Source organism: Desulfovibrio piger, from assembly GCF_900116045.1.
GTDB lineage: Bacteria > Desulfobacterota > Desulfovibrionia > Desulfovibrionales > Desulfovibrionaceae > Desulfovibrio > Desulfovibrio piger_A.
In genome coordinates, this window is the sequence record NZ_LT630450.1 from 2,193,974 (window position 1) to 2,220,443 (window position 26,470).

At 65.9% G+C, this 26,470-nt stretch carries 25 protein-coding genes; 11 read left to right on the forward strand and 14 right to left on the reverse strand.

Annotated elements, in window-relative coordinates:
• The first annotated feature begins 75 nt into the window (after positions 1 to 75).
• Positions 76 to 573 carry a DUF805 domain-containing protein gene (locus tag DESPIGER_RS09870; RefSeq protein ID WP_072336219.1) on the forward strand — a complete coding sequence of 166 codons (498 nt, stop codon included), beginning with the start codon at positions 76 to 78 and terminating at the stop codon, positions 571 to 573.
• A gap of 310 nt (positions 574 to 883) precedes the next feature.
• Here DESPIGER_RS09870 and DESPIGER_RS09875 read toward each other — a convergent pair whose 3' ends face one another.
• The 5 genes from DESPIGER_RS09875 to queA form a co-directional block, all read right to left on the reverse strand.
• Positions 884 to 1,423 carry a 2-oxoacid:acceptor oxidoreductase family protein gene (locus DESPIGER_RS09875; RefSeq protein ID WP_072336222.1) on the reverse strand — a complete coding sequence of 180 codons (540 nt, stop codon included), beginning with the start codon at positions 1,421 to 1,423 and terminating at the stop codon, positions 884 to 886.
• Positions 1,416 to 2,231, reverse strand: coding sequence for a thiamine pyrophosphate-dependent enzyme (locus DESPIGER_RS09880; RefSeq protein WP_072336224.1), 816 nt, complete (start codon positions 2,229 to 2,231; stop codon positions 1,416 to 1,418). Before DESPIGER_RS09880 ends, DESPIGER_RS09875 begins: the two co-directional genes overlap by 8 nt.
• 1 nt (position 2,232) lies before the next feature.
• Positions 2,233 to 3,321 (reverse strand): 3-methyl-2-oxobutanoate dehydrogenase subunit VorB, encoded by a 1,089-nt coding sequence (vorB, locus tag DESPIGER_RS09885; protein ID WP_072336227.1) that lies wholly within the window; start codon positions 3,319 to 3,321, stop codon positions 2,233 to 2,235.
• Positions 3,318 to 3,539 (reverse strand): 4Fe-4S dicluster domain-containing protein, encoded by a 222-nt coding sequence (locus DESPIGER_RS09890; RefSeq protein WP_072336230.1) that lies wholly within the window; start codon positions 3,537 to 3,539, stop codon positions 3,318 to 3,320. The genes vorB and DESPIGER_RS09890 overlap by 4 nt, the downstream gene beginning before the upstream one ends.
• Before the next feature lie 192 nt (positions 3,540 to 3,731).
• Complete coding sequence (gene queA, locus DESPIGER_RS09895) at positions 3,732 to 4,844, reverse strand: tRNA preQ1(34) S-adenosylmethionine ribosyltransferase-isomerase QueA (protein WP_072337709.1); 1,113 nt, start codon at positions 4,842 to 4,844, stop codon at positions 3,732 to 3,734.
• A 206-nt stretch (positions 4,845 to 5,050) separates the two neighbouring features.
• On the opposite strand from queA, the gene DESPIGER_RS09900 reads away from it, so the two are divergent.
• From DESPIGER_RS09900 to DESPIGER_RS09925, 6 genes are read left to right on the forward strand one after another with little or no spacing between them, the layout of a single operon-like run.
• Complete coding sequence (locus DESPIGER_RS09900) at positions 5,051 to 5,683, forward strand: hypothetical protein (RefSeq protein ID WP_072336233.1); 633 nt, start codon at positions 5,051 to 5,053, stop codon at positions 5,681 to 5,683.
• Positions 5,680 to 6,909: a bifunctional phosphopantothenoylcysteine decarboxylase/phosphopantothenate--cysteine ligase CoaBC gene (gene coaBC, locus DESPIGER_RS09905; protein ID WP_072336236.1), complete on the forward strand. Its 1,230-nt coding sequence runs from the start codon at positions 5,680 to 5,682 to the stop codon at positions 6,907 to 6,909. Before DESPIGER_RS09900 ends, coaBC begins: the two co-directional genes overlap by 4 nt.
• Positions 6,891 to 7,793, forward strand: coding sequence for a hypothetical protein (locus tag DESPIGER_RS09910; protein ID WP_156831686.1), 903 nt, complete (start codon positions 6,891 to 6,893; stop codon positions 7,791 to 7,793). Before coaBC ends, DESPIGER_RS09910 begins: the two co-directional genes overlap by 19 nt.
• Before the next feature lie 7 nt (positions 7,794 to 7,800).
• Positions 7,801 to 8,163 (forward strand): LysO family transporter, encoded by a 363-nt coding sequence (locus tag DESPIGER_RS09915; RefSeq protein WP_072336242.1) that lies wholly within the window; start codon positions 7,801 to 7,803, stop codon positions 8,161 to 8,163.
• Positions 8,160 to 8,759: a lysine exporter LysO family protein gene (locus tag DESPIGER_RS09920; RefSeq protein WP_072336245.1), complete on the forward strand. Its 600-nt coding sequence runs from the start codon at positions 8,160 to 8,162 to the stop codon at positions 8,757 to 8,759. The genes DESPIGER_RS09915 and DESPIGER_RS09920 overlap by 4 nt, the downstream gene beginning before the upstream one ends.
• A 16-nt stretch (positions 8,760 to 8,775) precedes the next feature.
• Positions 8,776 to 9,456 carry a DVU0298 family protein gene (locus DESPIGER_RS09925; RefSeq protein ID WP_072336248.1) on the forward strand — a complete coding sequence of 227 codons (681 nt, stop codon included), beginning with the start codon at positions 8,776 to 8,778 and terminating at the stop codon, positions 9,454 to 9,456.
• Positions 9,457 to 9,847: 391 nt separating this feature from the next.
• Here DESPIGER_RS09925 and gap read toward each other — a convergent pair whose 3' ends face one another.
• The 7 genes from gap to DESPIGER_RS09960 all read right to left on the reverse strand — a co-directional run bounded on the left by gap (position 9,848) and on the right by DESPIGER_RS09960 (position 17,412).
• Positions 9,848 to 10,864 carry a type I glyceraldehyde-3-phosphate dehydrogenase gene (gene gap / locus DESPIGER_RS09930; RefSeq protein WP_072336251.1) on the reverse strand — a complete coding sequence of 339 codons (1,017 nt, stop codon included), beginning with the start codon at positions 10,862 to 10,864 and terminating at the stop codon, positions 9,848 to 9,850.
• A gap of 131 nt (positions 10,865 to 10,995) precedes the next feature.
• On the reverse strand, positions 10,996 to 11,550 hold the full coding sequence (locus tag DESPIGER_RS09935; RefSeq protein ID WP_006007425.1) for a GAF domain-containing protein: 555 nt from the start codon (positions 11,548 to 11,550) through the stop codon (positions 10,996 to 10,998).
• 254 nt (positions 11,551 to 11,804) lie between these two features.
• On the reverse strand, positions 11,805 to 12,911 hold the full coding sequence (gene rodA, locus DESPIGER_RS09940) for a rod shape-determining protein RodA (RefSeq protein ID WP_072336254.1): 1,107 nt from the start codon (positions 12,909 to 12,911) through the stop codon (positions 11,805 to 11,807).
• Positions 12,912 to 12,929: 18 nt separating this feature from the next.
• The gene (gene mrdA, locus DESPIGER_RS09945; protein WP_072336257.1) at positions 12,930 to 14,939 is read right to left on the reverse strand and encodes a penicillin-binding protein 2; all 2,010 of its coding nucleotides are present in this window, start codon (positions 14,937 to 14,939) and stop codon (positions 12,930 to 12,932) included.
• Complete coding sequence (locus tag DESPIGER_RS09950) at positions 14,926 to 15,396, reverse strand: hypothetical protein (RefSeq protein ID WP_072336260.1); 471 nt, start codon at positions 15,394 to 15,396, stop codon at positions 14,926 to 14,928. The genes mrdA and DESPIGER_RS09950 overlap by 14 nt, the downstream gene beginning before the upstream one ends.
• Positions 15,397 to 15,399: 3 nt before the next feature.
• Positions 15,400 to 16,290 (reverse strand): rod shape-determining protein MreC, encoded by an 891-nt coding sequence (gene mreC / locus DESPIGER_RS09955; RefSeq protein ID WP_231927565.1) that lies wholly within the window; start codon positions 16,288 to 16,290, stop codon positions 15,400 to 15,402.
• A gap of 81 nt (positions 16,291 to 16,371) precedes the next feature.
• Entirely contained in the window at positions 16,372 to 17,412 is a 1,041-nt protein-coding gene (locus DESPIGER_RS09960) for a rod shape-determining protein (protein ID WP_006007445.1), read from the reverse strand.
• A 255-nt stretch (positions 17,413 to 17,667) separates the two neighbouring features.
• Between DESPIGER_RS09960 and DESPIGER_RS09965 the strand changes: the two genes are divergently transcribed.
• Positions 17,668 to 18,606 carry a TIGR01212 family radical SAM protein gene (locus DESPIGER_RS09965; protein ID WP_072336263.1) on the forward strand — a complete coding sequence of 313 codons (939 nt, stop codon included), beginning with the start codon at positions 17,668 to 17,670 and terminating at the stop codon, positions 18,604 to 18,606.
• A gap of 185 nt (positions 18,607 to 18,791) precedes the next feature.
• Here DESPIGER_RS09965 and DESPIGER_RS12975 read toward each other — a convergent pair whose 3' ends face one another.
• Complete coding sequence (locus DESPIGER_RS12975) at positions 18,792 to 19,505, reverse strand: hypothetical protein (protein WP_156831687.1); 714 nt, start codon at positions 19,503 to 19,505, stop codon at positions 18,792 to 18,794.
• Positions 19,506 to 19,778: 273 nt separating this feature from the next.
• On the opposite strand from DESPIGER_RS12975, the gene DESPIGER_RS09970 reads away from it, so the two are divergent.
• On the forward strand, positions 19,779 to 20,567 hold the full coding sequence (locus DESPIGER_RS09970; protein ID WP_072336266.1) for a type III pantothenate kinase: 789 nt from the start codon (positions 19,779 to 19,781) through the stop codon (positions 20,565 to 20,567).
• A 203-nt stretch (positions 20,568 to 20,770) separates the two neighbouring features.
• The gene (gene eno, locus DESPIGER_RS09975) at positions 20,771 to 22,072 is read left to right on the forward strand and encodes a phosphopyruvate hydratase (RefSeq protein WP_072336269.1); all 1,302 of its coding nucleotides are present in this window, start codon (positions 20,771 to 20,773) and stop codon (positions 22,070 to 22,072) included.
• 196 nt (positions 22,073 to 22,268) lie between these two features.
• Here the strand turns inward: eno and DESPIGER_RS09980 are convergent, their stop codons facing one another.
• Positions 22,269 to 25,265 (reverse strand): EAL domain-containing protein, encoded by a 2,997-nt coding sequence (locus tag DESPIGER_RS09980; RefSeq protein ID WP_072336272.1) that lies wholly within the window; start codon positions 25,263 to 25,265, stop codon positions 22,269 to 22,271.
• 270 nt (positions 25,266 to 25,535) lie between these two features.
• Here DESPIGER_RS09980 and folD point away from each other — a divergent pair, with 270 nt between their 5' ends.
• Complete coding sequence (gene folD / locus DESPIGER_RS09985; protein ID WP_072336275.1) at positions 25,536 to 26,390, forward strand: bifunctional methylenetetrahydrofolate dehydrogenase/methenyltetrahydrofolate cyclohydrolase FolD; 855 nt, start codon at positions 25,536 to 25,538, stop codon at positions 26,388 to 26,390.
• Positions 26,391 to 26,470: the final 80 nt, after the last annotated feature.

Consider the following 26,470-nt stretch of genomic DNA (forward strand, 5'->3'; position numbering starts at 1 on the left):
CGCGGAACGTATTTTTCAACGCGCTGCCTGCGGAAGGCCTTGTGCCGGATGCGGCGGCATGATCAGGGAGGGACCATGTCCGGCAAACACACTGTCATGACGCCCGGGGCGGCCATCGCCGCCTGTTTCGGCAAATTCGCCCGCTGCTACGGTCGCAGCTGCCGGGCCGAGTTCATCTGGTTCCTGCTGTTCTTCCTGGTCCTGGGGGCCCTGGCCGTGTGGTTCACCTCGCCCATGATCGTGGGCATGCTCTGGGCCCTGCTGATGATCCCGCTCAGCGCCGTGGGCATCCGCCGCCTGCATGACCTGAACCTGCCCGGCGGCATCTGGACGGTCTGGCTGACCATCACCGTCATCCTGCCCATGTTCGGCCTTTCCAACTACATGAACAACGAAGGGCACCTTTCGGATTACATGCTCTATCTGCACTATGCCTGGCTGTTCATCACCGGCACGCTGCTGCTCTTCCTCTGCTTCGCCGGCGGACAGGAAGGCCCCAACAAGTACGGCCCGGTGCCGTGCGTGAAGGCCGCCGCTGCCGCGGACGAGGAAGAGGGGGCCAAAGAAGGCTAGGCCACTATTCCCTGTTCGGGAGACACCTGATGAAGCGGAGCCCGGTGGCCCCGCTTTTTTTATGCGCACAGGAACAGCGCAAAGATCGCCAGGCTCTCCATGCAAGGCCCTCAAAACCATTTCTCGCGCTGGGCATCCCTGTGCCGCCAGTCTGTTGCCGCGCATATCCGCCTGCCATCAAAAAAGCCCCACGGTCCGCCGCATGGCGGACCGTGGGGCTTGGACAAAGCGCGCTGGGGAGGGATGGGGGTACGGGGGAAGGGGACCCCTCTCGCGCCAGCAGAGGGGGCCCCTTCCCCCGTCCAGCTGGTTACGCGAAGTCGTAGCCGGCCTGCAGGGCCTTGGCGTTGACCGGGATCAGCTTGGCGTAGTGGGCGCTGACCACGCGGTTGAGGGCCTCCTGCACGGCGTCCAGGGGCAGGGAGCCGGTGGCCTTGATCCAGGCGCCCAGGGCCACCATGTTGGCCAGCTTCACATTGCCCAGTTCGTGGGCGATGTCGTTGACCGGGATGTAGACCGTGCGGTGCCTGCCGTCCAGCAGGCCTTCGGAGATGAGCGAGGCGTTGACGATCTGCACGCCGTCGGGGTGCAGGCGGGGCTGGAACTTGGCCAGCGAGGGCTCGTTGAGCACGATGATGGAGCGGGGCGTGTTGACCAGGGGCGAGCCCACGGGATGTTCGTCCAGCACCACGGTGCAGTTGGCGGTGCCGCCGCGCATCTCGGCGCCGTAGACCGGGATGAAGCTCACTTCGAGGCCGTGTTCCATACCGGCCTGGGCCAGCAGGTTGCCGATGAGCATGACGCCCTGGCCGCCGAAACCGGCGATGATGACGTCCTGATACTTAGCCATGCTGCACCTCGCTTTCGGCCTGGGCGGTCACGTCTTTGTACACGCCCAGAGGGAATACAGGGATCATGGCCTCGCTGATGCGCCTGTTGGCGCTGACGGGGTCCATATGCCAGTTGGTGGGGCAGCCGGAGAGCAGCTCCACGAAGCCGAAGCCCAGGCCCTGCAGCTGCACTTCGAAGGCCTTGCGCAGGGCCTTCTTGGCCGCGCGCACATGCTTGACGCTGTCCAGGGCGCAGCGCTCGGAATAGGCCACGCCGGAGAGCTGGGCCATGAGTTCGGCCATGCGGATGGGGCCGCCTTCGTGGCGGGCCATGTCGCGGCCGCGGGGGCTGGTGGTGGTCTTCTGGCCCAGCAGGGTGGTGGGGGCCATCTGGCCGCCGGTCATGCCGTAGACGGTGTTGTTGATGAAGATGCCGGTGATGAGCTCGCCGCGGTTGGCCGCGTGGATGGACTCGGCCAGCCCGATGGCGCCCATGTCGCCGTCGCCCTGATAGGTGAAGACCACGCTTTCGGGACGGGCGCGGCGCACGCCGGTGGCCACGGCGCAGGCACGGCCGTGGGGGGCTTCGAGCCCGTCCACGTTGAAGTAGTCATAGGTGAAGGTGGCGCAGCCCACGGAGGCCACCAGGATGGTCCTGTCGGCCACGCCCAGCTCGTGCAGCACCTCGCTCACCAGTCGGTGGGCGATGCCGTGGTGGCAGCCGGGGCAGTAGTGGGTCACGCGCTCGTTGAGCACGGGATTGGTGTCGAAGACCAGGGTCTCGCCATCCTGGGGCACAAGGGCCTGTTCAAGTTCGTGCGCGTGCATCTTAGTTCTCCTTGCAGGCCTGACGGATGGGATCTTCCAGGGCATCGGCGCCGATGAACAGGCCGGGCATGACGCCGTGCCAGTCCACCCTGGCGTTCTCGCCCATGAGGGACAGGCGCACGTCTTCCACCATCTGGCCGGTGTTCTGTTCGATGACCAGAAAGCGGCGGCCCGGAGCCAGGGCGCGCAGGGCGCCGGCCGGGAAGGGATAGAGCGTCTTGGGACGGAACAGGCCCGCCTTGAGGCCTTCTTCGCGCAGCTTGCGGACGGCGCTGCGGGCGATGCGGGCCATGGAGCCGAAGGCCACCACCACGAGTTCGGCGTCGTCGGTGTTCCAGCATTCGGCGCAGGCTTCGGCCTGCATGGCGGCGTATTTTTCCATGAGCAGGCGGTTGCGGGCGGCCAGGGCGCCTTCGGCCAGGTACACGGACTTGAGCAGACGGGGCCTGGCGCCGGGGCCGCGCTTGCCGTAGCCTTCCATGCGCCAGGGCGCGGCCAGTTCGGCCAGGGCCTCGGGGCTCAGGGCGTCGGCCGGGGGCTGGCGTCGCACGGGCTCCTTGATCTGGGCCACGATGGCGTCGCCCAGCAGCATGACCGGGTTGGCGTACTTGAAGGCCAGGGCGAAGGCGAGGAACATCATGTCATAGCATTCCTGCGCCGTGGAGGGGGCCAGCACCAGGTTGCGGTGGTCGCCGTGACCGCCGCCCTTGACGGCCTGGAAGTAGTCGCCCTGCGAGGGGCCGATGTCGCCCAGGCCCGGGCCGCCGCGCTCCATGTTGACGATGACGGCGGGGATATGGCTGCCCGCCATGTAGGAGATGCCTTCCTGCATCAGCGAGATGCCGCAGCTGGACGAGGAGGTCATGGCCGGGATGCCGCAGGCGCCGGCGCCCAGCAGCATGTTGATGGCGGCCACTTCGCTCTCGGCCTGCACGAACTGGCCGCCGCATTCGGGCAGCCGGAGGGACATGGTCTCGGGGATCTCGTTCTGCGGCGTGATGGGATAGCCGAAATAGCAGCGGCAGCCGGCGTCCAGGGCGCCAAAGGCCACGGCTTCATTGCCTTTGATGAGAATGCGGTCGTGACTCATGCGGTCTTCTCCGTTTTTTGGGATTTGAAGACACGGATGGCCACGTCCGGGCACATGAGCGCACAGGAGGCGCAGCCCGTACAGCGGCCTTCGGTTTCCATCACCTCATAGCCCTGGCGGTTGAACCGTCCCGAGGGGCGAATGATGTGCGCCGGGCAGACCGCTGCGCACAGGCCGCAGCCCTTGCAGCGTTCTTCCAGAAAAACAATTCGCGACATGCTGTTCCCCTGATCGATACAGGTTGCGCATGGCGCGGCATCCTGCCACAGGGTGCCTCTCCATGCGGATGTTTGTCTCGTGCCCCGAAGGGCTGCTTGCCGGATGCCGTCTGCCCCGTGTGCGGGAGCGGGGCATCCCCAAAAGATATCTTTCGCGCGGCGCTGCCGGTGGCCCCCCCGCACGGATGCCGCCTACCGGATGAGCATGGCATCCCCGTAGGAGAAGAAGCGGTAGCCTTCCTTCACGGCCTCCTGATAGGCCTCCAGGATGCGTTTGCGGCCCGCGAAGGCCGAGACCAGCATCAGCAGGGAGGACTCGGGCAGGTGGAAATTGGTGATGATCCCGTCCACCACGCGGAAGGGACGGCCGGGATAGAGGAAGATGTCCGTCCAGCCGGCAAAGGGCTTGGCCCGGCCGCAGACCTGGGCCACGCCCTCCAGCGTGCGCACCGAGGTGGTGCCCACGGCGATGACGGGCCGGTGCCGGGCCTTGGCCTCGGCGATGGCGTCGGCCGTCTCTTCGGGCAGTTCCACATATTCCCGGTGCATCTGGTGGTTGCGGATGTCCTCGCAGCGCACGGGGCTGAAGGTGCCGTAGCCCACATAGAGGGTCACTTCGGCCCACTGGAAACCGCGGCGGCGCAGGGTCTCGCGCAGCTCGTCGGTAAAGTGCAGGCCCGCCGTGGGCGCGGCCACGGAGCCGGTCTTCTCCTCGCGGGCGTAGATGGTCTGGTAACGGCTGAAATCTTCCTCGGCATCGGAGCGCTTGATGTAGGGCGGCAGGGGGATGTGCCCGGTGGCGGCGAAGGCCTCGGCCACGTCGCCCTTCCAGCACATGCGCACACGCCGGTGGCCGAAGGTGCCGCATTCGAGGATGGTCACACTGATGCCCGCGCCGAAATGCAGGGTCTCGCCTTCGCGCACGCTACCCCCGGAACGGATCAGGCCGCTGACCTCGGCGCACCAGGTGTCCTCGCGGCCCTTGACGGGCGTGGCGTCGGCCCGCACCAGCGGCAGGGGCGTCAGCAGCAGGAATTCCACCTTGCCGCCGGTACTGCGGCTGCCCAGCAGCCGTGCCTGCAGCACGCGGGAATTGTTGGCCACCAGCAGGGCGCCTTCGGGCAGGCAGTCCGGCAGGTCGCTGAACATGTGGTGTTCCAGGCCCAGGGCACCGCTGCGGCGCATGGTCAGCAGGCGCGACGCGCCCCGCTGGTCCGGGGGATACTGGGCTATCTGCTCCTGGGGCAGCTCATAGGTATAGTTTTGCAGCAGAAAATCATCTTCGGAAACGAAAACAGGCGGCATGGTTTTTTCCTTCATTACTCTCCGGGCCGCGGGGCGGCCGCAACATCTGCCGTCGGGACAGGGCCGGGCGATGCCGTTTTTTCCTGTCCGCCCCGTACGGGGAGGCGCAGCCGGGCAGCCGGAGAGACGCTTGTCAGTCCGTGCCGGAGAGGCTATCCTTTTCGGGCTGTCCGGCCTCCCGGACGACAGTTGAAGGAGTATAGCCAATGCGACGCCTACTTGTCACCTTGATCCTTGGGGTCTCCCTGGCCAGCGCCGCCGGTTGCGCCGACCTGGGCATCAGCAACCCCTTCGAATCCTCTCCGGCCGCCACGCACAGCCAGCTGCTGGGCATCGGCCTGCCCGCGGGCATGGAGCTTTCCGCGCAGCACTGCGCGCGCACCACCGGCAGCGACGGCCAGCCCCAGGGCATGGAGACCGCATACGGTCAGGCCGACAGGATGCAGGTGGCGCAAAGCCTGTTCAGCTCCATGCAGGGCGCGGGCTGGAACCTGCGCATGAGCCTGCGCAAGGCCGACCGCATCATGCTGGCCTTCGAGAGCGGCAACCGCCTTGCCGTGATCAGCCTCTCCTCACAGACGGTCTACAGCTGCGTGGCCGAGATATGGGTCTCGGAAAAGCTGCCCGACGGATCTTCCCTGAACCTCCTGCCCCTGCGCGGCGAAGGCAGCCAGAGCGGCGGCTTTGGCGGCGGTCCCGGCGGCGGCTTCGAGAGCAGCGGGCCTGCCACGGGCGGCGGTTTCGAGACGCCCGACGGCGGCGGCACCCCGCCCCCGGTGGGCACCAGCGAGAGCTGGGGCTCCTCCTCCGGCAGCGGTCTGCAGGAGCGTCCGCTGTGAGCGCGTCGCCCTTCCGCAGCAGCCGCCGTTTCGCGGGCAGGCGCCTGCATCTGGGCGTGTGCGGCTCCATCGCCTGCTACAAGGCGCTGGATCTGCTGCGCGCCCTGCACGCCCTGGACATCCACGTTTCCGTCACCCTCACCGACGGCGCGCGCCGTTTCGTGACGCCCCTGCTCTTCGAGGCCCTGGGCGCCATGCCGGTCTATGGCCGCATGTTCGAGGGCGACGAGGTCTTCGATCATCTGGAACCGGGCCAGCGGGCCCAGGCCATGCTGGTGGCCCCGGCCTCGGCCGACGCCCTGTCGCGTCTGGCGGCCGGAGCGGCGTCGGACATGCTTTCGGCGCAGGCGCTGGCCTTTGACGGGCCGCTGGTGGTGGCCCCGGCCATGAACCCGCGCATGTGGCGGCATCCGGCCACGCAGGACAATGTGGCCACCCTGCGGCGGCGCGGGGCCGAGATCGTCGTGCCCGGCTGCGGCGGCACGGCCTGCGGCGATACCGGCCAGGGCCGTCTGGCCCCGGTGGAGGACCTTTTCCTGGCCGCCCTGCGTGCCCTTTCGCCGCAGGACATGGCGGGACAGCGCGTCATGCTGACCATGGGGCCCACCCGCGAGAAGTGGGACGGCGTGCGCTACTGGACCAATCCCAGCAGCGGCACCATGGGCGCGGCGCTGGCCACGGCCGCCTGGCTGCGCGGGGCCGGGGTCACGGCCGTGTGCGGGCCCGGCTGCCCCGACCTGCCCGCCGGGGTGGAGCGCATCGGCGTGGGCAGTGCCCGCGAGATGTTCGAGGCCGCGTCCGACTGCTGGCCCCATATGGACATGGGCCTGTTCTGTGCCGCCGTGGCGGATTTCTCGCCCGAGCCGCTGGGCCCGCAGAAGTTCAAGAAAGAAGGACGGCAGGACGGTTTCAGCATCCGCTTCACGGCCAATCCCGACATTTTGCGGACCCTGTCGCAGCAGCGGCGGGAAGGGCAGAAAGTGCTGGGCTTCGCGGCCGAGACCACGCCCGACATGGAAAGCCTGCTGGAGCTGGCCCGGGGCAAGCGCGCCCGCAAGGATGTCGACCTGCTGGCGGGCAACCGCGTCAACAGCGGTGACAGCGGCTTTGGCGCGGCCACCAACAGCATGGCCGTGGTGGACCGTACCGGCCATGAAGAGATCTGGCCCAACCAGAGCAAGGCCGACGTGGCCTGGGATCTTTGTTCGTGGCTTTTGCGCCTGTAAACCCGCTGGCGGCCCCCTGGCAGGCACGCGGCCTCCATTGCCTGCTCATGCCCGGGGATCTGCCCCCGGAGCTCTCCCTGTGCGCCATGCCGGATGCCGTCCCGGCCGCGCCCGTGCGCCGTCCGCAGCCTGCGGCCCCGCGGGCGCCGCGTCCCGTGCGTCCTTTGCCTTCCCAGCTGCATCAGGAAGACCGGGACCGTGCGTCCGCTGCGCCGGCCCAGGCCGTGCGGCAGGGATGTGCCCCTGCGGCTTCTCCCGCCGCTTCCGCTCCTGCGGCGCCCGCCCCGGAACAGCGGCGTCCGGCCCGCCCGCGGCCCGCGGAACAGGCCCCGGCAGCCGTCGCGGCGGCCAGGAGCTGGCGGCCCCTGCCGCCCCACGTCTGGCCCGCCGTCTGGCAGGAGCGTCTTTCGCGCACCCGGCAGGGACGGGTGGTCTGGACCTACTGGAACCTCGGCCCGGACCTTTGCGAGGCGCAGGCCCCGGGCAAGGCGCAGCGCAGCGCCTTTTTCCGCCGTCTCATGCAGGATCTGGCCTATCCGGCGGGCACCAGCACCTTCTGGCCCGCCTGCCTGCCCGATCCTGACGCCATGCCCGCCTCCCCGGCCCCGGCCGAGGGGGAGGACAGGCCCCGCTACCAGCCCAATGCCGACGTGTTCTGGTCCGGCGTGCAGGCCCTGCATGCCCGTGCCGTGGTGGTCATGGGCTCCGTGGCGGCCCGCGCCCTGGGGCTGCCCGCCGGGGTGCGTCCCCTCCAGCAGCTGCGCCATCGCGGCACGCTGGTCTGGGTGCTCTGGGACGTGGAATTCCTTCTTGACGAACCGCAGCGCTACGCGGCCATGCTGGCCTTTGTGCGCCGGGCGCTGCAACAGATCTCCAGACGCTGAAAACATCATGTTCACTGCTATCGGACTGATGCTCACGGGCATCGCCCTGGGCTTTGCCCTGCGCTCGTTCCAGTGGCCCGAACTGCTGGGCCGCGCCATCTCCCCCACCATCATGCTCATGCTCTTCGCCCTCGGCGTGGCCGTGGGCGGCAACAAGGCCCTGATGGCCGACCTGCCCGTGCTGGGCGGCAAGGCCCTGGTGCTCACCGTGGCCTGTGTGGCGGGCAGCATCATCTGCATCATGGCCGTGCGCCGCTTTTTCCCCGGTGCCGGGCCCCGGCGCCATGCGGACGCCGGGGACGGCAGCGAGGACGCGGGCGCGGCCATGAGCCTGCGCCATGACCGGGAAGACGGGGAGGGCCGGGCATGAGCGGGAGCCTGATGATCCTGGGCTGTTTCGTGCTGGGCGTGCTGCTGGCCCGGCTGGGCTGGATACCGGACTATTTCCTGGAGCACGACGGCACGCTCTATGTGCTCTATGCGCTGATGTTCCTGGTGGGCATCTCCATCGGGCACGACCGCCGTCTGGGCGAGATATTGCGTACCCTGCGGCCCCGGGTGCTGCTGCTGCCCCTGGCCACCACCGTGGGCACCTTTGCCGGGGCGGCCCTGGCCAGCATCACGCTGGCCTATTCCCTGAGCGAATGCCTGGCCGTGGGCTCGGGCTTTGCCTATTATTCCCTTTCGTCCATCTTCATCACCCAGTACAAGGGCGCGGAGCTGGGCACCGTGGCCCTGCTGGCCAACATCATGCGCGAGCTGGCCACATTGCTTTTCACGCCGCTCATGGTACGCTGGATCAGCCCGCTGGCCGCCATCTCGTGCGGCGGCGCGTCCACCATGGATTCCACCCTGCCGGTCATCACCCGCTTCGCGGGCAGGCAGTGGGTGTTCGTTTCCATCGTGCACGCCATGATCCTGGATTTCAGCGTGCCTTTCTGGGTGACCTTCTTCTGTACCCTGTAACGCAAGGAGCTGCGTCATGGCCCGTATGCGTGCCGTCAAACAGCAACTGAAAGACCTGCTTTCCGCGCCCGACTGGCGTGACCATCTGCCCGGACTGCGCTCCATGGGGCAGCCCGCCGTGGGGCCGCTCTTCTCCTTCCTGCTGCTGGAGCCGCTCATGCGCCACAAGGCCGCCCTGGCCCTGGGGCAGGTGGTGGCCGGTCTGGAAGAGGGCAGCGCCGAGGACATGCACAACATCATGCGCCGCCTCATGTGGCACATGAACGAGGAATCCGGCAACATCGGCTGGGGCATCCCCGAAGCCTTCGGCGAAGTGCTGGCCGCCTGTCCCCGCGCGGCCAGGGAGTTCCACCGGGTGCTCATCTCCTATGTCATCGACCTGGGCCGGGACGACAACTTCTGCGACCACGGCCCGCTGCGCCGTTCCTGCTTCTGGGCCATCGGCCGCCTGGCCCAGGCCCGGCCGGAACTGGCCGCCAGCGCCCGGCCCTGGCTGCTCAAGGGCCTGGAGGACGAGGACATCCCCTGCCGCGGCATGGCCGCCTGGGCCCTTGCCCAGCTGCCCCGCGACTTCATGGATGCCCCGGCCCTGCGCCGTCTGGCCGAGGCCGGGCATGAGGAGATCTGCGAGATCTTCGACGGTGAGAAGATGGTCGAGAAGACCGTTTCCGGGCTGGCCCGCGAGGCCCTGGGGTAGAGTGATGCCATGCTGCGGGGGAGAGGGGGACTTTTTTTCTTGGAAAAAGTCCCCCTCTCCCCCTCAAGCTCCCCCTTTCCCTTCAAAAAACGCTGCTATGATCATTGGATGGGGAGCGTGGCGCCCTGTCCGTACCGTGTTCGATGGTCCCCCGGTGCTGCGGGGGATTTTTTTTGTGTCTGGTGGACGGGAAGCCGGGGAGGGAGGGGAGCAGGGCGCGAACGCCGTGTGGTGGACAGGAAGCCCGGGCGACAGGCCGATTGCGGCATGGCGGTACCCCCCTGCCGGTGCCGGGCCTATCGGATATGTGAAAAAAGGCCACCCGTTACGGGTGGCCTTTTGTGTTCATGGGGATGCCGGAGCAGGGGAGGCCCGCTCCGGGCGGCGTTTTTTACAGGCCCTTTTCCTGCATCAGGCAGATGAGGTCGCAGACGCGGTTGGAGTAGCCCCATTCGTTGTCGTACCAGGCCACGGCCTTCACCAGATTGCCGTTCTGCACGGTGGTGTAGGGCGCTTCCAGGATGGAGGAATGCGGGTCGCCCTTGAAGTCCATGGAGACCAGGGGCAGGCTGTTATAGCCCAGGATGCCCTTGAGGTAGGTCTCGCTGGCGTCCTTGAGGGCGGCCAGCAGGGTCTCGGTATCGGTCTCCTTTTCCAGGATGCCGTTGAAGTCCACCACGGAGACCGTGGGCGTGGGCACGCGCAGGGAATAGCCGGTGAATTTGCCGGCCAGTTCGGGGATGACCTTGGCCACGGCCTGGGCCGCACCGGTGGAGGTGGGGATGATGTTGCAGGCGGCGGCGCGGGCACGGCGCAGGTCCTTGTGGGCCATGTCCAGGATGCGCTGGTCGTTGGTGTAGGAGTGGATGGTGGTCATGTTGCCCAGCTTGATGCCGAAGTTGCGCTGCAGCACCAGGGCCACGGGCGCCAGGCAGTTGGTGGTGCACGAGGCGTTGGACACGATGTGGTGCTTTGCGGGATCGTACTGGTCGTGGTTCACGCCCATGACGATGGTGATGTCCTCTTCCTTGGCCGGGGCGGTGATGATGACCTTTTTGGCGCCGTTGTCCATGTGCACGGACGCCTGGGAGGCCTTGCGGAAGATGCCGGTGCTTTCCACCACCACGTCCACGCCATGCTGGCCCCAGGCCAGCTGATGGGGGTCACGCTCGGCGAAGCAGTGGATGTTCCAGTCACCGACCTTCACTTCCTGGCCGTCCACCTGGGCGTCCAGGAAGGCGCGGCCGTAGACGGAGTCGTACTCCAGCAGCTGGAAGTTGGTGGTGGCGTCGAAGAGGTCGTTGATGGCCACCACTTCCACGCGGTCAGCGTAGCTCTGGCGCAGGGCGCGGAACACCTGGCGGCCGATGCGGCCGAAACCGTTGATACCGACACGAACTTTTTTCATCGTATTCACCTTTGCCCTTGCGGGCATCCTGTCTTGAGGGGAGCGGCACGGCGCCGGGCAGGGCCCCTGAGGCCGCCATGCCGGGGCGCCTGTCGCCGGGCCCGGCGGGCCGGGACCTGCGGCAGGGCCCGCTAGTCTTCGTAGACCGAGTAGGCGTGTTTGGCCATCAGCTCGTAATTGTTGCGCAGGGCGTCATGCAGGCGGGCGTTCTCGATGGCCACGGCGGAGATGGCGGCCACGGCCATCATGAAGCTGTCCTCGTCGGCGCTGAACTCACGCTCCTCGGAGGAGTAGACGCGGATCAGGCCGATGACCTTGCCGCCCACGCTCAGGGGCGCGGAAAGCACGGAGACCAGCCCCTCGGCCTTGGCGGATTCGGGATACTGGAAGCGGCCGTCAGAGGTGGCGTCCTTCAGGTGGATGGCCTTGCCGGACAGCACTTCGCTGTCCAGACCGCTGCGTTTCACTTCCACGGGGCCTTTGCGCATGTAGGTGGCGGAAAGGCCGTAGGCGGCGCTGGGCAGCAGGAAGTGCCCGGTGCTGTCCAGCAGGCGGATGGTGCAGGCCTTGCAGTTCATGGTCTGTGCCGTGTGCTCGCTGATCTTGTGCAGCACGTCCTTGGGGTCAAGGCTGGCATTGATGGCCAGGGCCACATCACGCAGGGCGCGGAAATAATCCTGGGGCATGGAAGACCTCCTTTGGATGGGGTGACGCCTTCCCCGGCAGGGCGTCGGTGATTGCCGTTGGCCGCCCCGGGCGCAGGCGCGTGACCGGGGGTGACGGACGCGCGCAGGGCGGCGGAGATGGGATAGTCGTCGGCCGGTCGCCCGGCAACGGGATATCCGTATGGATGTTGCGGCGGGGTCCCGCTGTGCCCCGGGAAAGGAGGTGGGAGGTCTCCTTCCGGCGCGCCTGCCGTGCGGGCAGGCAGGCTCCGGGCTCAGCTCTTGAACATGAAGCGCCGCATGGAAACATTAAGCACGATGCCCAGCAATGTGAAGTTCACCACCGTGGCACTGCCGCCGTAGCTGATGAAGGGCAGGGGGATGCCCACCACGGGCATGAGCCCGATGACCATGCCCATATTGATACATATCTGCCAGAAAAAGTAAAAGAAGACCCCCACGGCCAGCATGCTGCCGAAACGGTCCTTGGCCTGGACCACCGTGGAGAAGATGGAGAGCAGGAACAGGCAGAACAGCGTCACCAGGGCCACGCAGCCCACAAAGCCCCACTCCTCGCCGAACACGGCCAGGGCGAAGTCCGAGTGGCGCTCGGGCAGGAAGTTGAGCTTGTTCATCATGCCCTCCATGTAGCCCTTGCCCCACAGTTCGCCGGAGCCGATGGCGATGCGTGACTGCAGGATGTGGTAGCCCGCGCCCAGGGGATCGTCACCGGGGTTGAGGAAGGTGAGCACGCGCTGCTTCTGGTAGTCGTGCATGAGCACGCACCACATGAAGGCGGCCACACCCGGCACGGCCAGCAGGCAGGTGCCCAGCACATAGCGGCGCAGGCCGTGGAACAGGATCATGCCGCCCATGATGAGCAGCACCATCATGGCCGTGCCGAGGTCGGGCTGCTTGAGGATGAAGACCACGGGCACCAGGCCCACGGCCAGCACGGAAAAAAAGCTCTTCCAGCCCAGGGGCTGGCTGTCGCGGGCCAGCAGGCGCGCCACCAGGACGAGCACGGCGATCTTGACGGGTTCCGAGGGCTGGATGGTGAACAGGCCGAAGGATATCCAGCGCTTGGCGCCGTAAAAGGTGGAGCCCACGAAGGGCACCAGCATCAGCAGCACCAGGAAGAGCAGGTAGGCGGGCCAGGCCAGGTTGCGCAGCTGCCGGTAGTCGAAGAGCGTGGCCAGCAGCATGCAGCCCAGGCCGCACAGGCCCCAGACCAGCTGGCGCTGGTAGAAGCTCTCGAAGGCGAAGCCCGTCTCCACACGGGTGCCGCTGGCGGAATAGAGGTTGGCCACGCCCGTGAAGTAGAGCAGCAGCATGCAGGCCAGCAGTGCCCAGTTGATATAGCCGAGAAGGCGCTTGTCCATGGGGCGTTCCTATTGCCGTCAGCGGCGACGGCGCTTGGGGGGATCGTTGCTGTCGTTGGTCATGCCCGGCAGGGGACCGGATGCGGGGCCCGGCATCAGGCCGGCGGGCCGGGGCGCTTCCGGGGCCCTGTAGCCGGGCGCGGCGGTATCCGGCCCGAAAAGATATTCATAGACCTTCTTGGCCACGGGGCCGGCCACGCTGGAGCCGCCGCCGCCGTGTTCCACCATGACGATGACCACATAGGTCTTGCCGTTCTTGCTGCCCCAGGTGGCGATCCAGGCGTGGTCGCGGTGCAGGTAGGCCAGCTCCGCGGTGCGCAGGCGGCGGTCATTGGCGGTCATCTTCAGCTTGGTCACCTGGGCCGTACCGGTCTTGCCGCCCATGTCGGCATCGTGGCGGCCCACCACCCTGGCCGTACCGCCCCCGGCCGTGCGGCGCATGGCCTGGACCACGAAACGCAGGTGGTCCAGTTCGGCGGGGACGCGGCCGCGCACCTCGCGGGGGGCATCTTCCAGCAGCTGGGGCTTGAGCAGGTCGCCGCCGTTGAGCATGGCCGACACATAGACGGCCATCTGGATGGGCGTGACCAGGGTGAAGCCCTGGCCGATGGAGGTGTTGAAGGTATCGCCGCGCACCCAGACCTGCTTGCGGTAGCGCTGCTTCCAGTCGCGCGAGGGCACGAGGCCCGAACGTTCGTGGGGCAGGTCCACCCCGGTGGGCCTGCCGAAGCCGCATTGCTTGGCAAAGGCCGAGATCCTGTCGATGCCCAGGCGCTCGGCCATGATGTAATAATACACGTCACAGGAGTTGATGAGCGACTGTTCCAGCGTCTGGCTGCCGTGGCCGCCGCGCCGCCAGCAGCGGAAGATCTGGTTGCCCAGCTTGGTCTGGCCGCCGCAGAAGACCGTCTCCCTGGGGTTCACGCCGTTCTCGAGGAAGCACACGGCCATGAGCAGTTTCCAGACCGACCCGGGCGGGTAGACGCTCTGGATGACGCGGTTCTGCAGGGGGTAGCGCTTGCTGGTGCGCAGGGCCTCCCAGTCGCGGCGGGAGATGCCTGCGGCGAACAGGTTGTTGTCATAGGCCGGGGAGGTGACCAGGGCACGCAGCTTGCCGGTGTCCGGCTCCATGACCACCACGCAGCCCGCCTCGCCGGCCAGGGCGTCCCAGGCGGCCTGCTGCAGGTCGCGGTCCAGGGAGAGGGACAGCTCCTGCCCGGCGCTGGGGGCCTCGCTCAGGGTCTTGGCCAGCATGCGCCCGTGGGCGTCCACTTCCATCTGGTACAGGCCCTTGTGGCCGCGCAGGCGCTTTTCCAGTTCCAGCTCCAGACCGGCCTTGCCCACCAGGTCGCCCATGGCAAGATCGGGGTCCTTTTCCATCTCGGCGCTGTTGGCCTCGGCCACATAGCCCAGCACATGGGCGAAAAGGTCTTTTTCGGGATAATAGCGGTTGGTGCGGACCATGATCTCCAGGCCGGGCCAGTTGACCAGCTCGGCCTCGATGCGGGCCACCTGGCCGAAATCCAGCCCGGAGACCAGGGGCAGGGCCTCGAAGGGCTTGGTCTTGAAGCGGTCCTGGTGGTAGCGGTTCTGGAGCTGCTCCAGGGGCGTGTCCGTCCACTGGCTGATCTGGGCCAGGGTGGCGGGGATGTCCGGGCAGTCCTCGCGGATGATGGCCAGCCCGTAGGCCGTGCGGTTGTCGGCCAGGATCTTGCCGTGATCGTCGAAGATGCGGCCGCGCGGGGCGAAGATGCGCTCCGTGCGCAGGCGGTTCTTCTGGGCCTGCGTGGTCATCTCCGGCCCCAGGTGGAGCTGGAGATACCAGAAGCGGGTGACGAAGACGAAAAAGAAGATGCCCACCAGCACCTGCAGGAGCAGGATGCCGCTGCGCGGCGGCTGGTAGCGTTCGCTCTCCACCTGTATGGTCAGCCAGGAGCGCCAGTTCTTGCGCTTGCGGCGGGGCGTCTCCGCCAGGGGGGCGGCCGGTGCCGGAGCGGGAGGGGGGGTGATGCGCCTATTCTTCGTCATGCGAACATGCCAGGGGCCGCGTGGCCGTCAGGAGCAACCAGGCCACGGGCAGGTAAAGGGCCTGTATCAGGCTCCTGTCCAGAAATTCCTGCGGATCGAAATGCACGGCATGGAGCGGCGCGAACAGCCAGCCCAGGCCGAAGCAGGCCCCGCCCAGACAGATGGAGAGCAGCAGCACCAGGAAGAAGTTCCCCAGGCCCAGCAGCCAGCGCAGCAGGCGGTAGATCAGGCAGACCAGCGCGTACCAGACGATGGTGGCCCCGAAGGAGCTGGTGCCGATGCCTTCCTGCAGCAGGACGAAGAGCGGCAGCAGCCAGCAAAGGTTTTTGTAGTCCCTTTCCTGCAACAGGATGACCAGCCCCACCACCAGGGCATCGAGGCAGGGGACGAGGCTTTGCACGCAGATGCCCAGGGCCACGAAGCACAGCCACCAGAAGATGTTGCGCACGGCCTGCATGGGCTAGCGCTCCCTTTTGGGGGGCCGGGGCGGGCCCACGAAGTCCGGGGCGGGCTCGCTGGGGCGCAGGGGCCGGTTGATGCCGCTGGGTTCCAGCAGCAGCACTTCTTCCAGGCGGCGCACGTCCACCAGGGGCCGGGCCGTGACGGCCAGAAACTGGGTGGAGTCCGAGGGGGCCACGCTGTCCACGGTGGCCACGGGGATGCCCTTGGGATATTTGCCGTCCAGGCCGGAGGTGATGAGGATCTCCCCGGCGGTCACCGGGGCGTCGCGTTCCACGAAGCCCACCTCCAGCGGCTGTTCCAGGCCCTGGCCGCTCAGGATGCCGGCCGAACGGCTCTGCTGGGCGAACACGGCGATACGGCTGCCCGGGTCGGTGATGAGCAGCACCGTGGCGGCATGGGGGCTGGCCCGCAGCACGCGGCCCACAAGGCCCATGTTGGTGACGATGGGGGTGCCGGGACGGGCGCCCGAGGTGTAGCCGCGGTTGATGGTGATGCTGTCCTGGATGGCGTTGGGGCCCATGCGTCCGGCCAGGATGCGGGCGCCCACGGGCTTCCAGGCGCTGTCCACGGGCAGCTGCACCAGCTCGCGCAGCCGGGCCAGCTCCGCCAGATCCTCGCCGTGGGAGACGATGCGGGCCTGCAGTTCGGCCACCTGGGCGCGCAGGCGCTCGTTCTCCTCGCGCACGCCCACCAGGTCCGCATAGCGGCGCCAGGCGCCCAGGACGCTGCCCTTGACGGAATCGAAGGTGTCCAGCACCGTGCCGCTCATCTCCAGGCCCACGTTGGCGGCGATGTCGTCGAGCGTGTGCGTGCGCTGGTTCCAGGAATACATGCCCAGAAACAGTACCAGAAGGCCGCCCGCCATGAGGAGAAAGCGTCGGAACGTCACGATGGCACCCGTGAGAGCAGCAGGAAACAAAAGGACGGCCGTGCCGGAAAAAGGCGACGGGCCGTCCTGCACTGGCAAAGATTAGTCGATGCAGACGTCTTTGAGCACGTGGATGTTGTCCAGGGCCCGGCCCGTGCCCATGACGACGGTGGACAGGGGGTCGTCCACCACGGTGATGGGCAGGGAGGTCTGCTCGCGCAGCAGCTGGTCGAGGCCCTTGAGCAGCGCACCGCCGCCGGTCAGCACGATGCCGCGGTCCACAATGTCGGCGGCCAGTTCCGGGGGCGTCTGTTCCAGGGCGATGCGCACGGCCTGCACGATGCTCTCCACCTGTTCGGAAATGGCCTTGCGCACTTCCTCGGAGGTGATGATGATGTTCTGCGGGATGCCCGTCACCAGGTCGCGGCCCTTGACCTCGATCTGCTGTTCGGGATCCATGGGATAGGCCGAGGCGATCTTGATCTTGATCTCTTCCGCCGAGGCTTCGCCGATGAGCATGTTATACTTGCGTTTGACATGCGTCATGATGGCTTCGTCCATCTTGTCGCCGCCCACGCGCACGGAACGGGCATAGACGATGCCGGCCAGGGAGATGACGGCCACTTCGGTGGTACCGCCGCCGATGTCCACCACCATGTTGGAGGTGGGTTCCTGGATGGGCAGGTCGGCGCCGATGGCGGCGGCCATGGGCTCCTCGATGAGGTAGACCTCACGCGCGCCGGCGGACTGGGCCGATTCCTTGACCGCGCGTTTTTCCACCTGCGTGATGCCGGTGGGCACACAGACCATGATGCGGGGGCGAACCAGATGGCGGGAATTGTGCACCTTGGTGATGAAGTGGCGCAGCATGGCCTCGGTCACCTCGAAGTCGGCGATGACGCCGTCCTTCATGGGACGGATGGCCTTGATGTTGCCGGGGGTCTTGCCCAGCATGCGCTTGGCGTCGGCGCCCACGGCCAGGACAACGGTATTGCCGCGCGAATCTTTCTTGACCGCCACCACGGACGGTTCACGCAGGACGATGCCCTGGCCCTTGACATAGACACAGGTATTGGCCGTGCCCAGGTCGATGGCCAGGTCATTGGAGAACATTCCCAAGAAGAAATCCACGATTTTGGACATTACGCTAGCTTGCCTCGTTCTACTGGTATGCGTATGGTGCTGCCGGTCGTGCGGAGAAGGGAGGGCGGAACCGGGGGATGTGCCGTAGGGCTCCGGGCCGGTCCCCGCGGGAACCGGGCCTTGCAGGCGGAAAGAGCACGGCAGCAGACAAAACTTGTTCGGCTAAAACGGGCTTGAAGTCAAGCTGTTGCGGACACAGTACAAATTTTTTCTCCTGTCCGCAGGCAGGAATCTTCCGGGGAAAAGGCGCGAATCATGCTGCTTTGGCATACCTTGGCCACCTATTTCCGGCGCAAATACGGCGTCCGGGTGCAAAAAATTCCACTGGATGCGGGCGCCACCTGCCCCAACCGGGACGGCACGCTCTCCGCCCGGGGCTGCGTCTTCTGCAACGACAGCGGCTCCGGTTCCGGCCTGGGCCTGCGCGGTCTCGGTCTGCGCGCCCAGTGGGACGCCTGGTACGCCAAGTACACCACCACGGACAGCGACCGCCTGTTCATGGCCTATCTGCAATCCTTTTCCAATACCTACGGCCCGGCCTCCCGCCTGGCCCGCCTGCTGGAGCTGGTGGCGGCCCTGCCCGGCTGCCGGGGCATCGCCGTGGGCACGCGGCCGGACTGTCTGGACGGGGAAAAGCTGGCCCTGCTGGCCGGTTGCGGGCTGGACGAGATCTGGCTGGAGCTGGGCCTGCAGACCTGCCGGGACGACACCCTGCGCCGCATCAACCGCGGCCACACGGCACGTCAGGCCGAAGAGGCCGTGCGCGCCGCCCTGGATGCCGGGCTGCTGGTCTGCGGGCACCTCATGGCCGGGCTGCCGGGCGAGGACGAGGACGATTTCCTCGACGGCGTGGACTGGGCCGTCTCGCTGGGCATGCAGGGCCTCAAGCTGCACAACGTCTACGTGCCGCAGGGCACGGAACTGGCCCGGCAGTGGCAGGAGGGCGGCTACCGTCCCCTGGCCCGGGACGAATATGTGGACATGCTGTGCGCCGCCCTGCCGCGCATCCCCTCCACCGTGGTCATGCAGCGCATCCAGGCCGACCCCGCGCCGGGCGAGCTGCTGGCGCCCGCCTGGGCCCTGGAGAAACGCGGCATCATCACCGACCTGCGCCGCGCCCTGGCTGCCCGCGGCCTCTGGCAGGGCTGCCGCGCCGACGTGCCCGACGCCCGGCCGGAGTGGTTCGGCGGGTAGGGGATGGAAAGGATGGAAGAGTGTTTTTGAGGGGGGCGGGGAAACTTTTCCTGGCGGAAAAAAGTTTCCCCGCCCCCCTCAACCTCCCCCCGCCCTTTCAAAAACCGCGCATAGGGTCGACGGCAGGGAGGAGAGGAGTCTGAAGGCCATCCTCTGGATGGAGGTCACCGGGCGAAGAACATATTTTAGCTAAGGTGCATCTTAGTTAGAAAATCATCTACAGCGGGAGCATATTTTGCTTTACCCATTATGCTATAGTGTGAAAGATGAAGGAGCGTTCCAAGATATATAGTCTGTTCTTTTCGATAGAATGTTCGAACTTGATGGCTGTAAGATCCCCAGCCTGCCGGAATATTTTCTATGAGAGATGCTGTGAAGTTGTTTTTCAGTAAAAATTTTTCTATTTGTATATAGTCATCACGTCCAAGTGTCATAATATACGTTGGCATCCAATATGAAAAAATCTTTTCCCAAAGTTTGCTGGCACTTTTGATTGATTCTGTTTTTTTAGGAAGAGATTCCCATGAATTAGAGCGAAAAGGAACAAAATAGGCAGACAGAATGTGGGAATCGGCGAATTCCCGTGTCGTCATTCCGTGTATTCCAAGATGATTACGTAACTTTTCAAACAGCAGCTGTGTTTGAACTTGAAGATTTTCTGTCCCCGGGGCATTATTTTTCCATGATTCTGTAAAGAATGCCGTGCCATTTTCACAGCTGGTACGCGGGTGTTCCGGAAGGTCTTCTTTACCTCCAGGATTAAGGCCAAGATAAAGTATCTTTGTCTTGGGATTCAGTAAGCATCGAGGGCACAAGAAAAAGCGATAGCCCAGAGTATGGCCAAGACGTTTATATTCTGCATCGATAAAATTGCAGCATTCTTTGAAAAGTTGTTCCATGTACATCCTCCGGCGTGAAGTGGATTCATGTGATGCCCTGATGTCGGGAGAGATACGGGAACGTTATCATCTCCAGATTGTTTTTTCCAGAAAAAGACGAATCCTAGAAAATCCTCCGGGCAGGTGAGCTGTCGGATGGCAGAGGAAAGGGGCGTACCGGGCAGCGCGGTAGGCAGGGGAATACGCCCTTCCTTGCGAACGGGCGGGCTTTCTGGCATACTCTCGGCCTGCGGATTCCTGTGCGCGGGGCATCTGTTCCCCAAGGAGTGTGACATGCAGCCAGAGCTTCTTCTTTTCGACATCGGCAATACCTGCATCAAGGTCGGTCTGGCCGACTCCCGGGGAGTGACGACCTCCTACAATCTGCGCACGGATCCCGCCCAGACTTCCGACAGTCTGGGTCTGACCCTGCTGGAGCTGCTGCGCCATGCCGGCGCCGAGCCCCGTTTCACGGCCTGCGTGGCCTCGTCGGTGGTGCCGGGTTTCGATCCCCTGCTGCGCGAGGCCGTCCAGCGCTATCTGGGCTGCCCCCTGTGGATGGTGCCGCAGGACATGCCCATCCCCCTGCAGAACCATTACGAGCGCCCGCAGGAAGTGGGCGCCGACCGTCTGGTGGGCGCCTATGAGGCGCGCCGTCTGCATCCCGGCCCGGAATCCCTCATCGTGGTGGATTTCGGCACGGCCGTCACCTTTGACTGCATCAGCGGCAATGCCTACCTTGGCGGCCTGATCTTTCCCGGCCCGCGCACGGCCATCTCGGCCCTGGCGCGCGAAACGGCCCAGCTGCCCCGCGTCAACCTGGACGTGGACGCCCTGGAGCCCGCGCCCGGCCGCAGCACGTCGGTGAGCATCCAGCACGGTCTGGTCTTCGGTTTCGCCTGCATGGTGGAAGGCCTGACGCAGCGCCTGAAAAAGGGCCTGCCCGGCGCCTGCCTGGTGCTGGCCACGGGCGGCTTTGCCCCGTCCATCGCGCGCATCAGCCCCGACGTCTTCGATGCCGTGCTGCCCTCGCTCCTGCTGGAGGGCCTGCGCCGCCTGTATTACGAGCGCCACCCCTACTGAGTGCCGTACCGGCCGTGCCGCCCCGTGCGGCGGTGCCCCCGGGCCTCCCGTCCTGTGCGGGGCCCGGCATCCCCTTTTCCGGGACAGATTTTTGCGGCAGGGCTTCCCTGCCGCCGGACAATGGCCCGCCATCGCCCGTGGGGGCGCAGCGGAGAAAACGACTCTTTCGCGCGGCGGAAGAATCAACCTTCAAAGGAGCGATTATGAGCAGCAGCATTGCGTCTGTGTATGCCCGCGAGATCCTGGACTCGCGCGGCAATCCGACCGTGGAAGTGGAAGTTTCTCTGGAGTCCGGCCACAGCGGCCGCGCCGCCGTGCCTTCCGGCGCCTCCACCGGCAGCCGTGAGGCCCTGGAACTGCGTGACGGCGGCAAGCGTTACGGCGGCAAGGGCGTGACCAAGGCCGTGGAGAACGTCAACAGCGAGATCGCCGACGCCCTGCTGGGCCTGGACGCCCTGCAGCAGGTACAGCTGGACAATACCCTCATCGACCTGGACGGCACCGACAACAAGAGCCGTCTGGGCGCCAACGCCATGCTGGGTGTGTCCATGGCCTGCGCCCGTGCCGCCAGCGAATACCTGGGCCTGCCCCTGTACAAGTATCTGGGCGGCGTCAACGCCAAGGTGCTGCCCGCGCCCATGATGAACATCATCAACGGCGGCGCCCACGCCCCCAACAACCTGGACATCCAGGAATTCATGATCATGCCCCTGCGCGCCCAGAGCTTCCGTGATGCCCTGCGCATGGGGGCCGAGATCTTCCATGTGCTGAAGAAGCTGCTGGAAAAGGACGGCCACGTGACCAGCGTGGGCGACGAAGGCGGCTTTGCCCCCAACCTGAAGAACCACGACGAGGCCTTCAGCTACATCGTCAAGGCCATCGAGGAAGCCGGCTACATCCCCGGCAGCGAAGTGGCCCTGGCCATCGACGCCGCGGCGTCCGAATTCTATCAGGACGGCAAGTATGTGCTGAAGGGCGAGGACAAGACCTTCAACAATGCCGAGATGGCCCAGTGGCTGGCCGAGTTCACCAGCAAGTATCCCCTGATCTCCATCGAAGACGGCATGGCCGAAAGCGACTGGGACGGCTGGGGCATGCTGACCGCCAGCCTGGGCGAGCGCACCCAGCTGGTGGGCGATGACGTGTTCGTGACCAATCCCTCCATCCTGGCCGAAGGCATCGCCGAGGGCGTGGCCAACTCCATCCTCATCAAGCTGAACCAGATCGGCACCGTGACCGAGACCCTGGACACCATCGAGATGGCCAAGGAAGCCGCCTACACCACGGTGGTCTCCCACCGTTCCGGCGAGACCGAGGACAGCTTCATCGCCGACCTGGCCGTGGGCGTCAACGCCGGCCAGATCAAGACCGGTTCCCTGTGCCGCTCCGAGCGCATGGCCAAGTACAACCAGCTGCTGCGCATCGAAGAAGAGCTGGGCGACGGCGCCGAATTCTTCGGGCCCATGCTGGCGGAATACTACGCCCTGGACGAAAGCGAAGACTAGTCCCGCGGACGCAGGCCCGGCCTGCCGTCATCCGCGATACCCGGGGGGCCGCAAGGCCCCCTTTTTTTGCGGCAGAGAAAGCTTGCCGCAAAAAAGCGCCGCCTCCATCATCAAGGGAAGGCGGCGCTTTGCATTTGGGGAAGACAGGTCAGGCGGGGCCCTTCCTCGCCGGGAAGGGGCCCCTTGGAGCATAGGGTTATTTCCGTTCCAGCTCGTGGGCGTCCACGTAGGCGTCGAAGGCGTCCAGGTTCATGGGCGGCGAAAAGAGGTAGCCCTGCCCGTACTTGCAGTGCGAGACCAGGAGCTTTTGCAGCTGGTCTTCGGTCTCCACGCCCTCGCAGAGGATCTCGATGCCGAGGCGGCGGGCCATGTCCACGAGCGAGGAGATGATGATCCAGACCGAGCGCTGCTTTTCCTGTCCGGGGGCCAGGAAGGCCCGGTCCAGCTTGATGGTGTCGAAACCGAAGGAATGCAGCATGGCCAGGGAGGAATAGCCCTTGCCGAAGTCGTCGAGGCTCAGGCCTATGCCGGCCCGGCGCAGGGCCTCAAGGGTGCGGATGAAGGCTTCTTCATCCAGCCAGGCCATGCTCTCGGTGACCTCCACATGCAGCAGGCGGGCGGGCACGTTATGGCGCTCCGCGATGCCGAGGACGGTCTTGACGTAATTGTCCTGGAAGAACAGTGCCTTGGACTGGTTGATGCTGATGGGGGGCACCTTTTTGCCTTCGTCCAGGCGGCGGCGTATCCAGGCGCAGACCGTGTCCAGGACAAAGAGGTCCAGTTCGCGGATGAAGCCGTTCTGCTCGAAAAGGGGGATGAACTCGTCGGGATAGACCATCTTCCCGTCCGGTATCTGCCAGCGGATGAGGGCCTCGGCCCCGTGCAGGCTCCTGTCCGCCAGGCAGACCTGGGGCTGCATGAAGACCGTGAATTCGCCCTGCTCCAGGGCCTTGACCATGCGGTTCTCGATATCGTTGGCCTTGAGCTGCCGTGCCCCGATGAGTTCATTGTAGATCAGGAACTGCGAGCGGTAGCCGCCGGAGGCGATGCTGGCTTCCGCCGTTTCGGCATAGAGCAGATAGCGGGAGACGAAGCGCTCGGATTCGTTGACATCCTGCCCGCCGCCCGGCTCGCCTTCTTCGGCTTCGGCATCGTTGCGGATGACATAGACGCCGCAGGAAAAGCTCACCGGGCGCTGGTACAGCCTGCGGGCCATGTCCGCGATGCTGAACAGCTCTTCCATGCGCTGGGTGAAGGCCGCATCGTCCGGGCATCGCCAGAGCAGCAGGTACTGCCCCGAGCCGCTGTAGGCGGCCAGCTCCCCCTGGCGGCTGCGCAGGGCGAACTCGCGGTTGCAGAGGCGGATCAGGCTGTCCCCGGTGCGCAGGCCGCAGGCCCGGTTGATGAGCTTGAGCTTGCGGATGTTGACCGTGCACAGGTAGTGGCGGCGTTTGTCCTTTTGCAGGATCTTGGCGGCATCCATGAGGAAACGGCCGCGGTTGGGGCCCAGCGTCACGGGGTCGGTGAGGGCCGCCGCGCGGAGCTCGGCCAGGCGCCGCCTGTTGTGGCGCATGACGAGGAGCACGATCAGGACCAGCAGCAGGCCGAGACCGCAGAGCGCCTCCACGAAGTTCCGGCGCAGGAAGCGGTGGATGATGTCCGACAGGGAATCCGGCGCCGCGGACAGGAGCAGGGCGTCCATGGTGGCCGTGGTGGTGGAGGTGATGACCTTGTCCAGCACGGAGGTCACGAAGGGCGACGCGTGGGGCGAGATGCCCAGGGACATGGGATACATGGCCCGGGTGGGGAGCAGCAGCCCGTCCTCGGGCGGGTCGTCCTGGAGGGGCGCGGCGGGGTAGGGCCAGAGGTAGACGTCCAGCTCCCCTTTTTCAAAGGCCTTGCGGCAGGCTTCGATATCAGGGAAGATTCTGGGGATGTCTTCAGGATAGGTGCTCTTGTAGGCCAGCATCACGCTGCGCATCTCACTGGTGAAACCCACGGTGCAGCCCTGGCCGGGGAGCTTTTTGCTCTGGAACCGCCCCACGACGGTGATGGGAGCGTTGTAATACGTCTTGCCCGAAGCAATGCCCTGGCTGCGCAGGAAGGACAGCTTGGGATAGACGTCGGGCATGATGTCCGCCGTCCCCTCGGCCAGCGCCTGGAGGCAGGCATCATAGGAGGGCTGGGGCAGGTATTCGAAACGGATGCCGCTCTGGCGTTCCAGCATATTCAGGAACGCAAAAAGGAAGTTGCCCCCGTGTTCGGGGTCCATCATGTCCTGCCTGCGGCTGTAGGCCACGCGGATGGCGGGACTGGTGGCCAGCCAGCGGCATTCGGAACGGGTGAAGACCACGGGCACGTCCGAGGCGATGTTGAGGTAGCTGTCATAGAGGCGGGCCAGATAGCTGGGATGGTTCAGCAGGATCTGGCGCATGGCCTCGTTGAGCGGGTCCATGATCGCACTGTTGTTCCTGCGGGTGACGAAGAAGAAGGGATCGGTGGAGATGGTGGCCACCACCTTGGTGCCCTTGCCCTGGAGGACGCCGTCCACATAGCCGTCGATACGGCCGTCGGCCAGGGCCTGGACCATCTCGCTGCTTTCTTCGAAGAACAGGGATTCGAAAGAAAAACCGTTCTGGGCGGCAAAGTGCCGCATCACCTCGTACTGGAGGGAATCGGCAAAAAAGCCGATGCGCATGCCGTTGAAGGCTTCCAGGTCCATGTAATGCATGTCGCTCGTGCTGGCGACATGCAGGCAGGTGTTCTCGTATCCGGCGCGCAGCTTGGAAAAATCGAAGAGCCTGGCACGCTCGGGGGTGTAGCTGATGCCGCAGGAAAGGTCGATGCTGCCGTCGTCCAGGCGCTGGGCCAGTTCGTCGAAGCGGATCTTGACCCATTCGTATTCCCAGCCCGTATAGCGGGAGACGGCCGTGAGCAGGGCCACGGCGTAGCCGGAAAGCTGCTCGCCCTCGCCCTCGAAGACGCCGTGCTGGTCGAAATAGCCGACACGGACGATCTTCGGAGACCGGTAATTGGCGGCGATGTCTTCAGGAGAGAAAAAATGGAAGGTCGTCCTGTTCAGGGGCAGGTTTTTTTCCGTCACGGGGGGCGCCTGCCCGGACGCGACGGGAAAAGCGGCCTGCGGGCCGAGCAGGAGCAGGCAGAGCAGGGAGAGCAGCAGAGTTCGGAGCATGGTACGTTCTCACAGCATGCCGCGGCACCGGGCATGGCGTTCGAGGGAAGACAGCCGGGCTGGGTTCCTCCCGAGCAGGCAATGTACAACGTATCCCGCATCAAGCGCAAGACGGCCGGGGGGCCGCACGAGACGGGGCAGACGGCCCCGGCAGCGGGGCGGGGAAGCCGAGGGCACCGGCGGAGGCGGACTTGAGCTTGATGCGCTCCCGGAGTATACTTCTTCTCTTCCACGCGCCGCCCCGGCGTCAACGTCAGCCACGAGGTCGCCATGATCCTTATTGATGGAAAGCAGACTGCCCGCGATATCCGCGCGGAACTCAAGGCCCAGGTGGAGGCCGCCGTGTCGGCCGGCCGCCGTGCCCCCGGCCTGGCCGTGATCCTGGTGGGAGAAGATCCCGCATCGCAGGTCTATGTGCGCAACAAGGAGCGTGCCTGCGCCGAGGCGGGCATCCTCTCCTTCCCCTACCGCCTGCCCGCCGATACCACGCAGGACGCCCTGCTGGCCCTCATCGCCGAGCTCAACGGCCGTGACGACGTGGACGGCATCCTGTTGCAGCTGCCCCTGCCCGGACAGCTTTCCGCTTCCGCCTGCCTGCTGGCCATCGATCCGGCCAAGGACGTGGACGGCTTCCATCCCGAGAACGTGGGGCGCCTTTCCCTCAACCTGCCCGGCATGGTCTCGTGCACGCCGGCGGGCGTCATCGAGCTTTTGCGCCGCTACAACCTGCCCACCCGCGGCAAAAAGGCCGTGGTGCTGGGCCGTTCGGACATCGTGGGCAAGCCCCTGGCCCTGCTGCTGGCCCGTCCCGGTGAATTCGGCGACGCCACGGTGACCCTGTGCCATTCCCGCACGCCCGATCTGGCGGCGGAGTGCCGCAGCGCGGACTTCCTCTTCCTGGCCATCGGCCGCCCGCGCCTGATCACGGGCGACATGGTGCGCGAGGGCGCGGTGATCATCGACGTGGGCATCAACCGCACGGACGAGGGCCTGTGCGGCGACGCGGACTTCGAGTCCGTGAGCAGGAAGGCCGCGGCCATCACGCCCGTGCCCGGCGGCGTGGGCCCCATGACCATCGCCATGCTGCTGAAGAACACCGTCCAGGCCTGGGAAAGCCGTGCGTAACGGCCCGTCCGTGGCCTGAGCCCATCTTTGCCGGGGAAGGAGCGCACACCGCGTCCTTCCCCTTTTTCGTCATGTCCGGC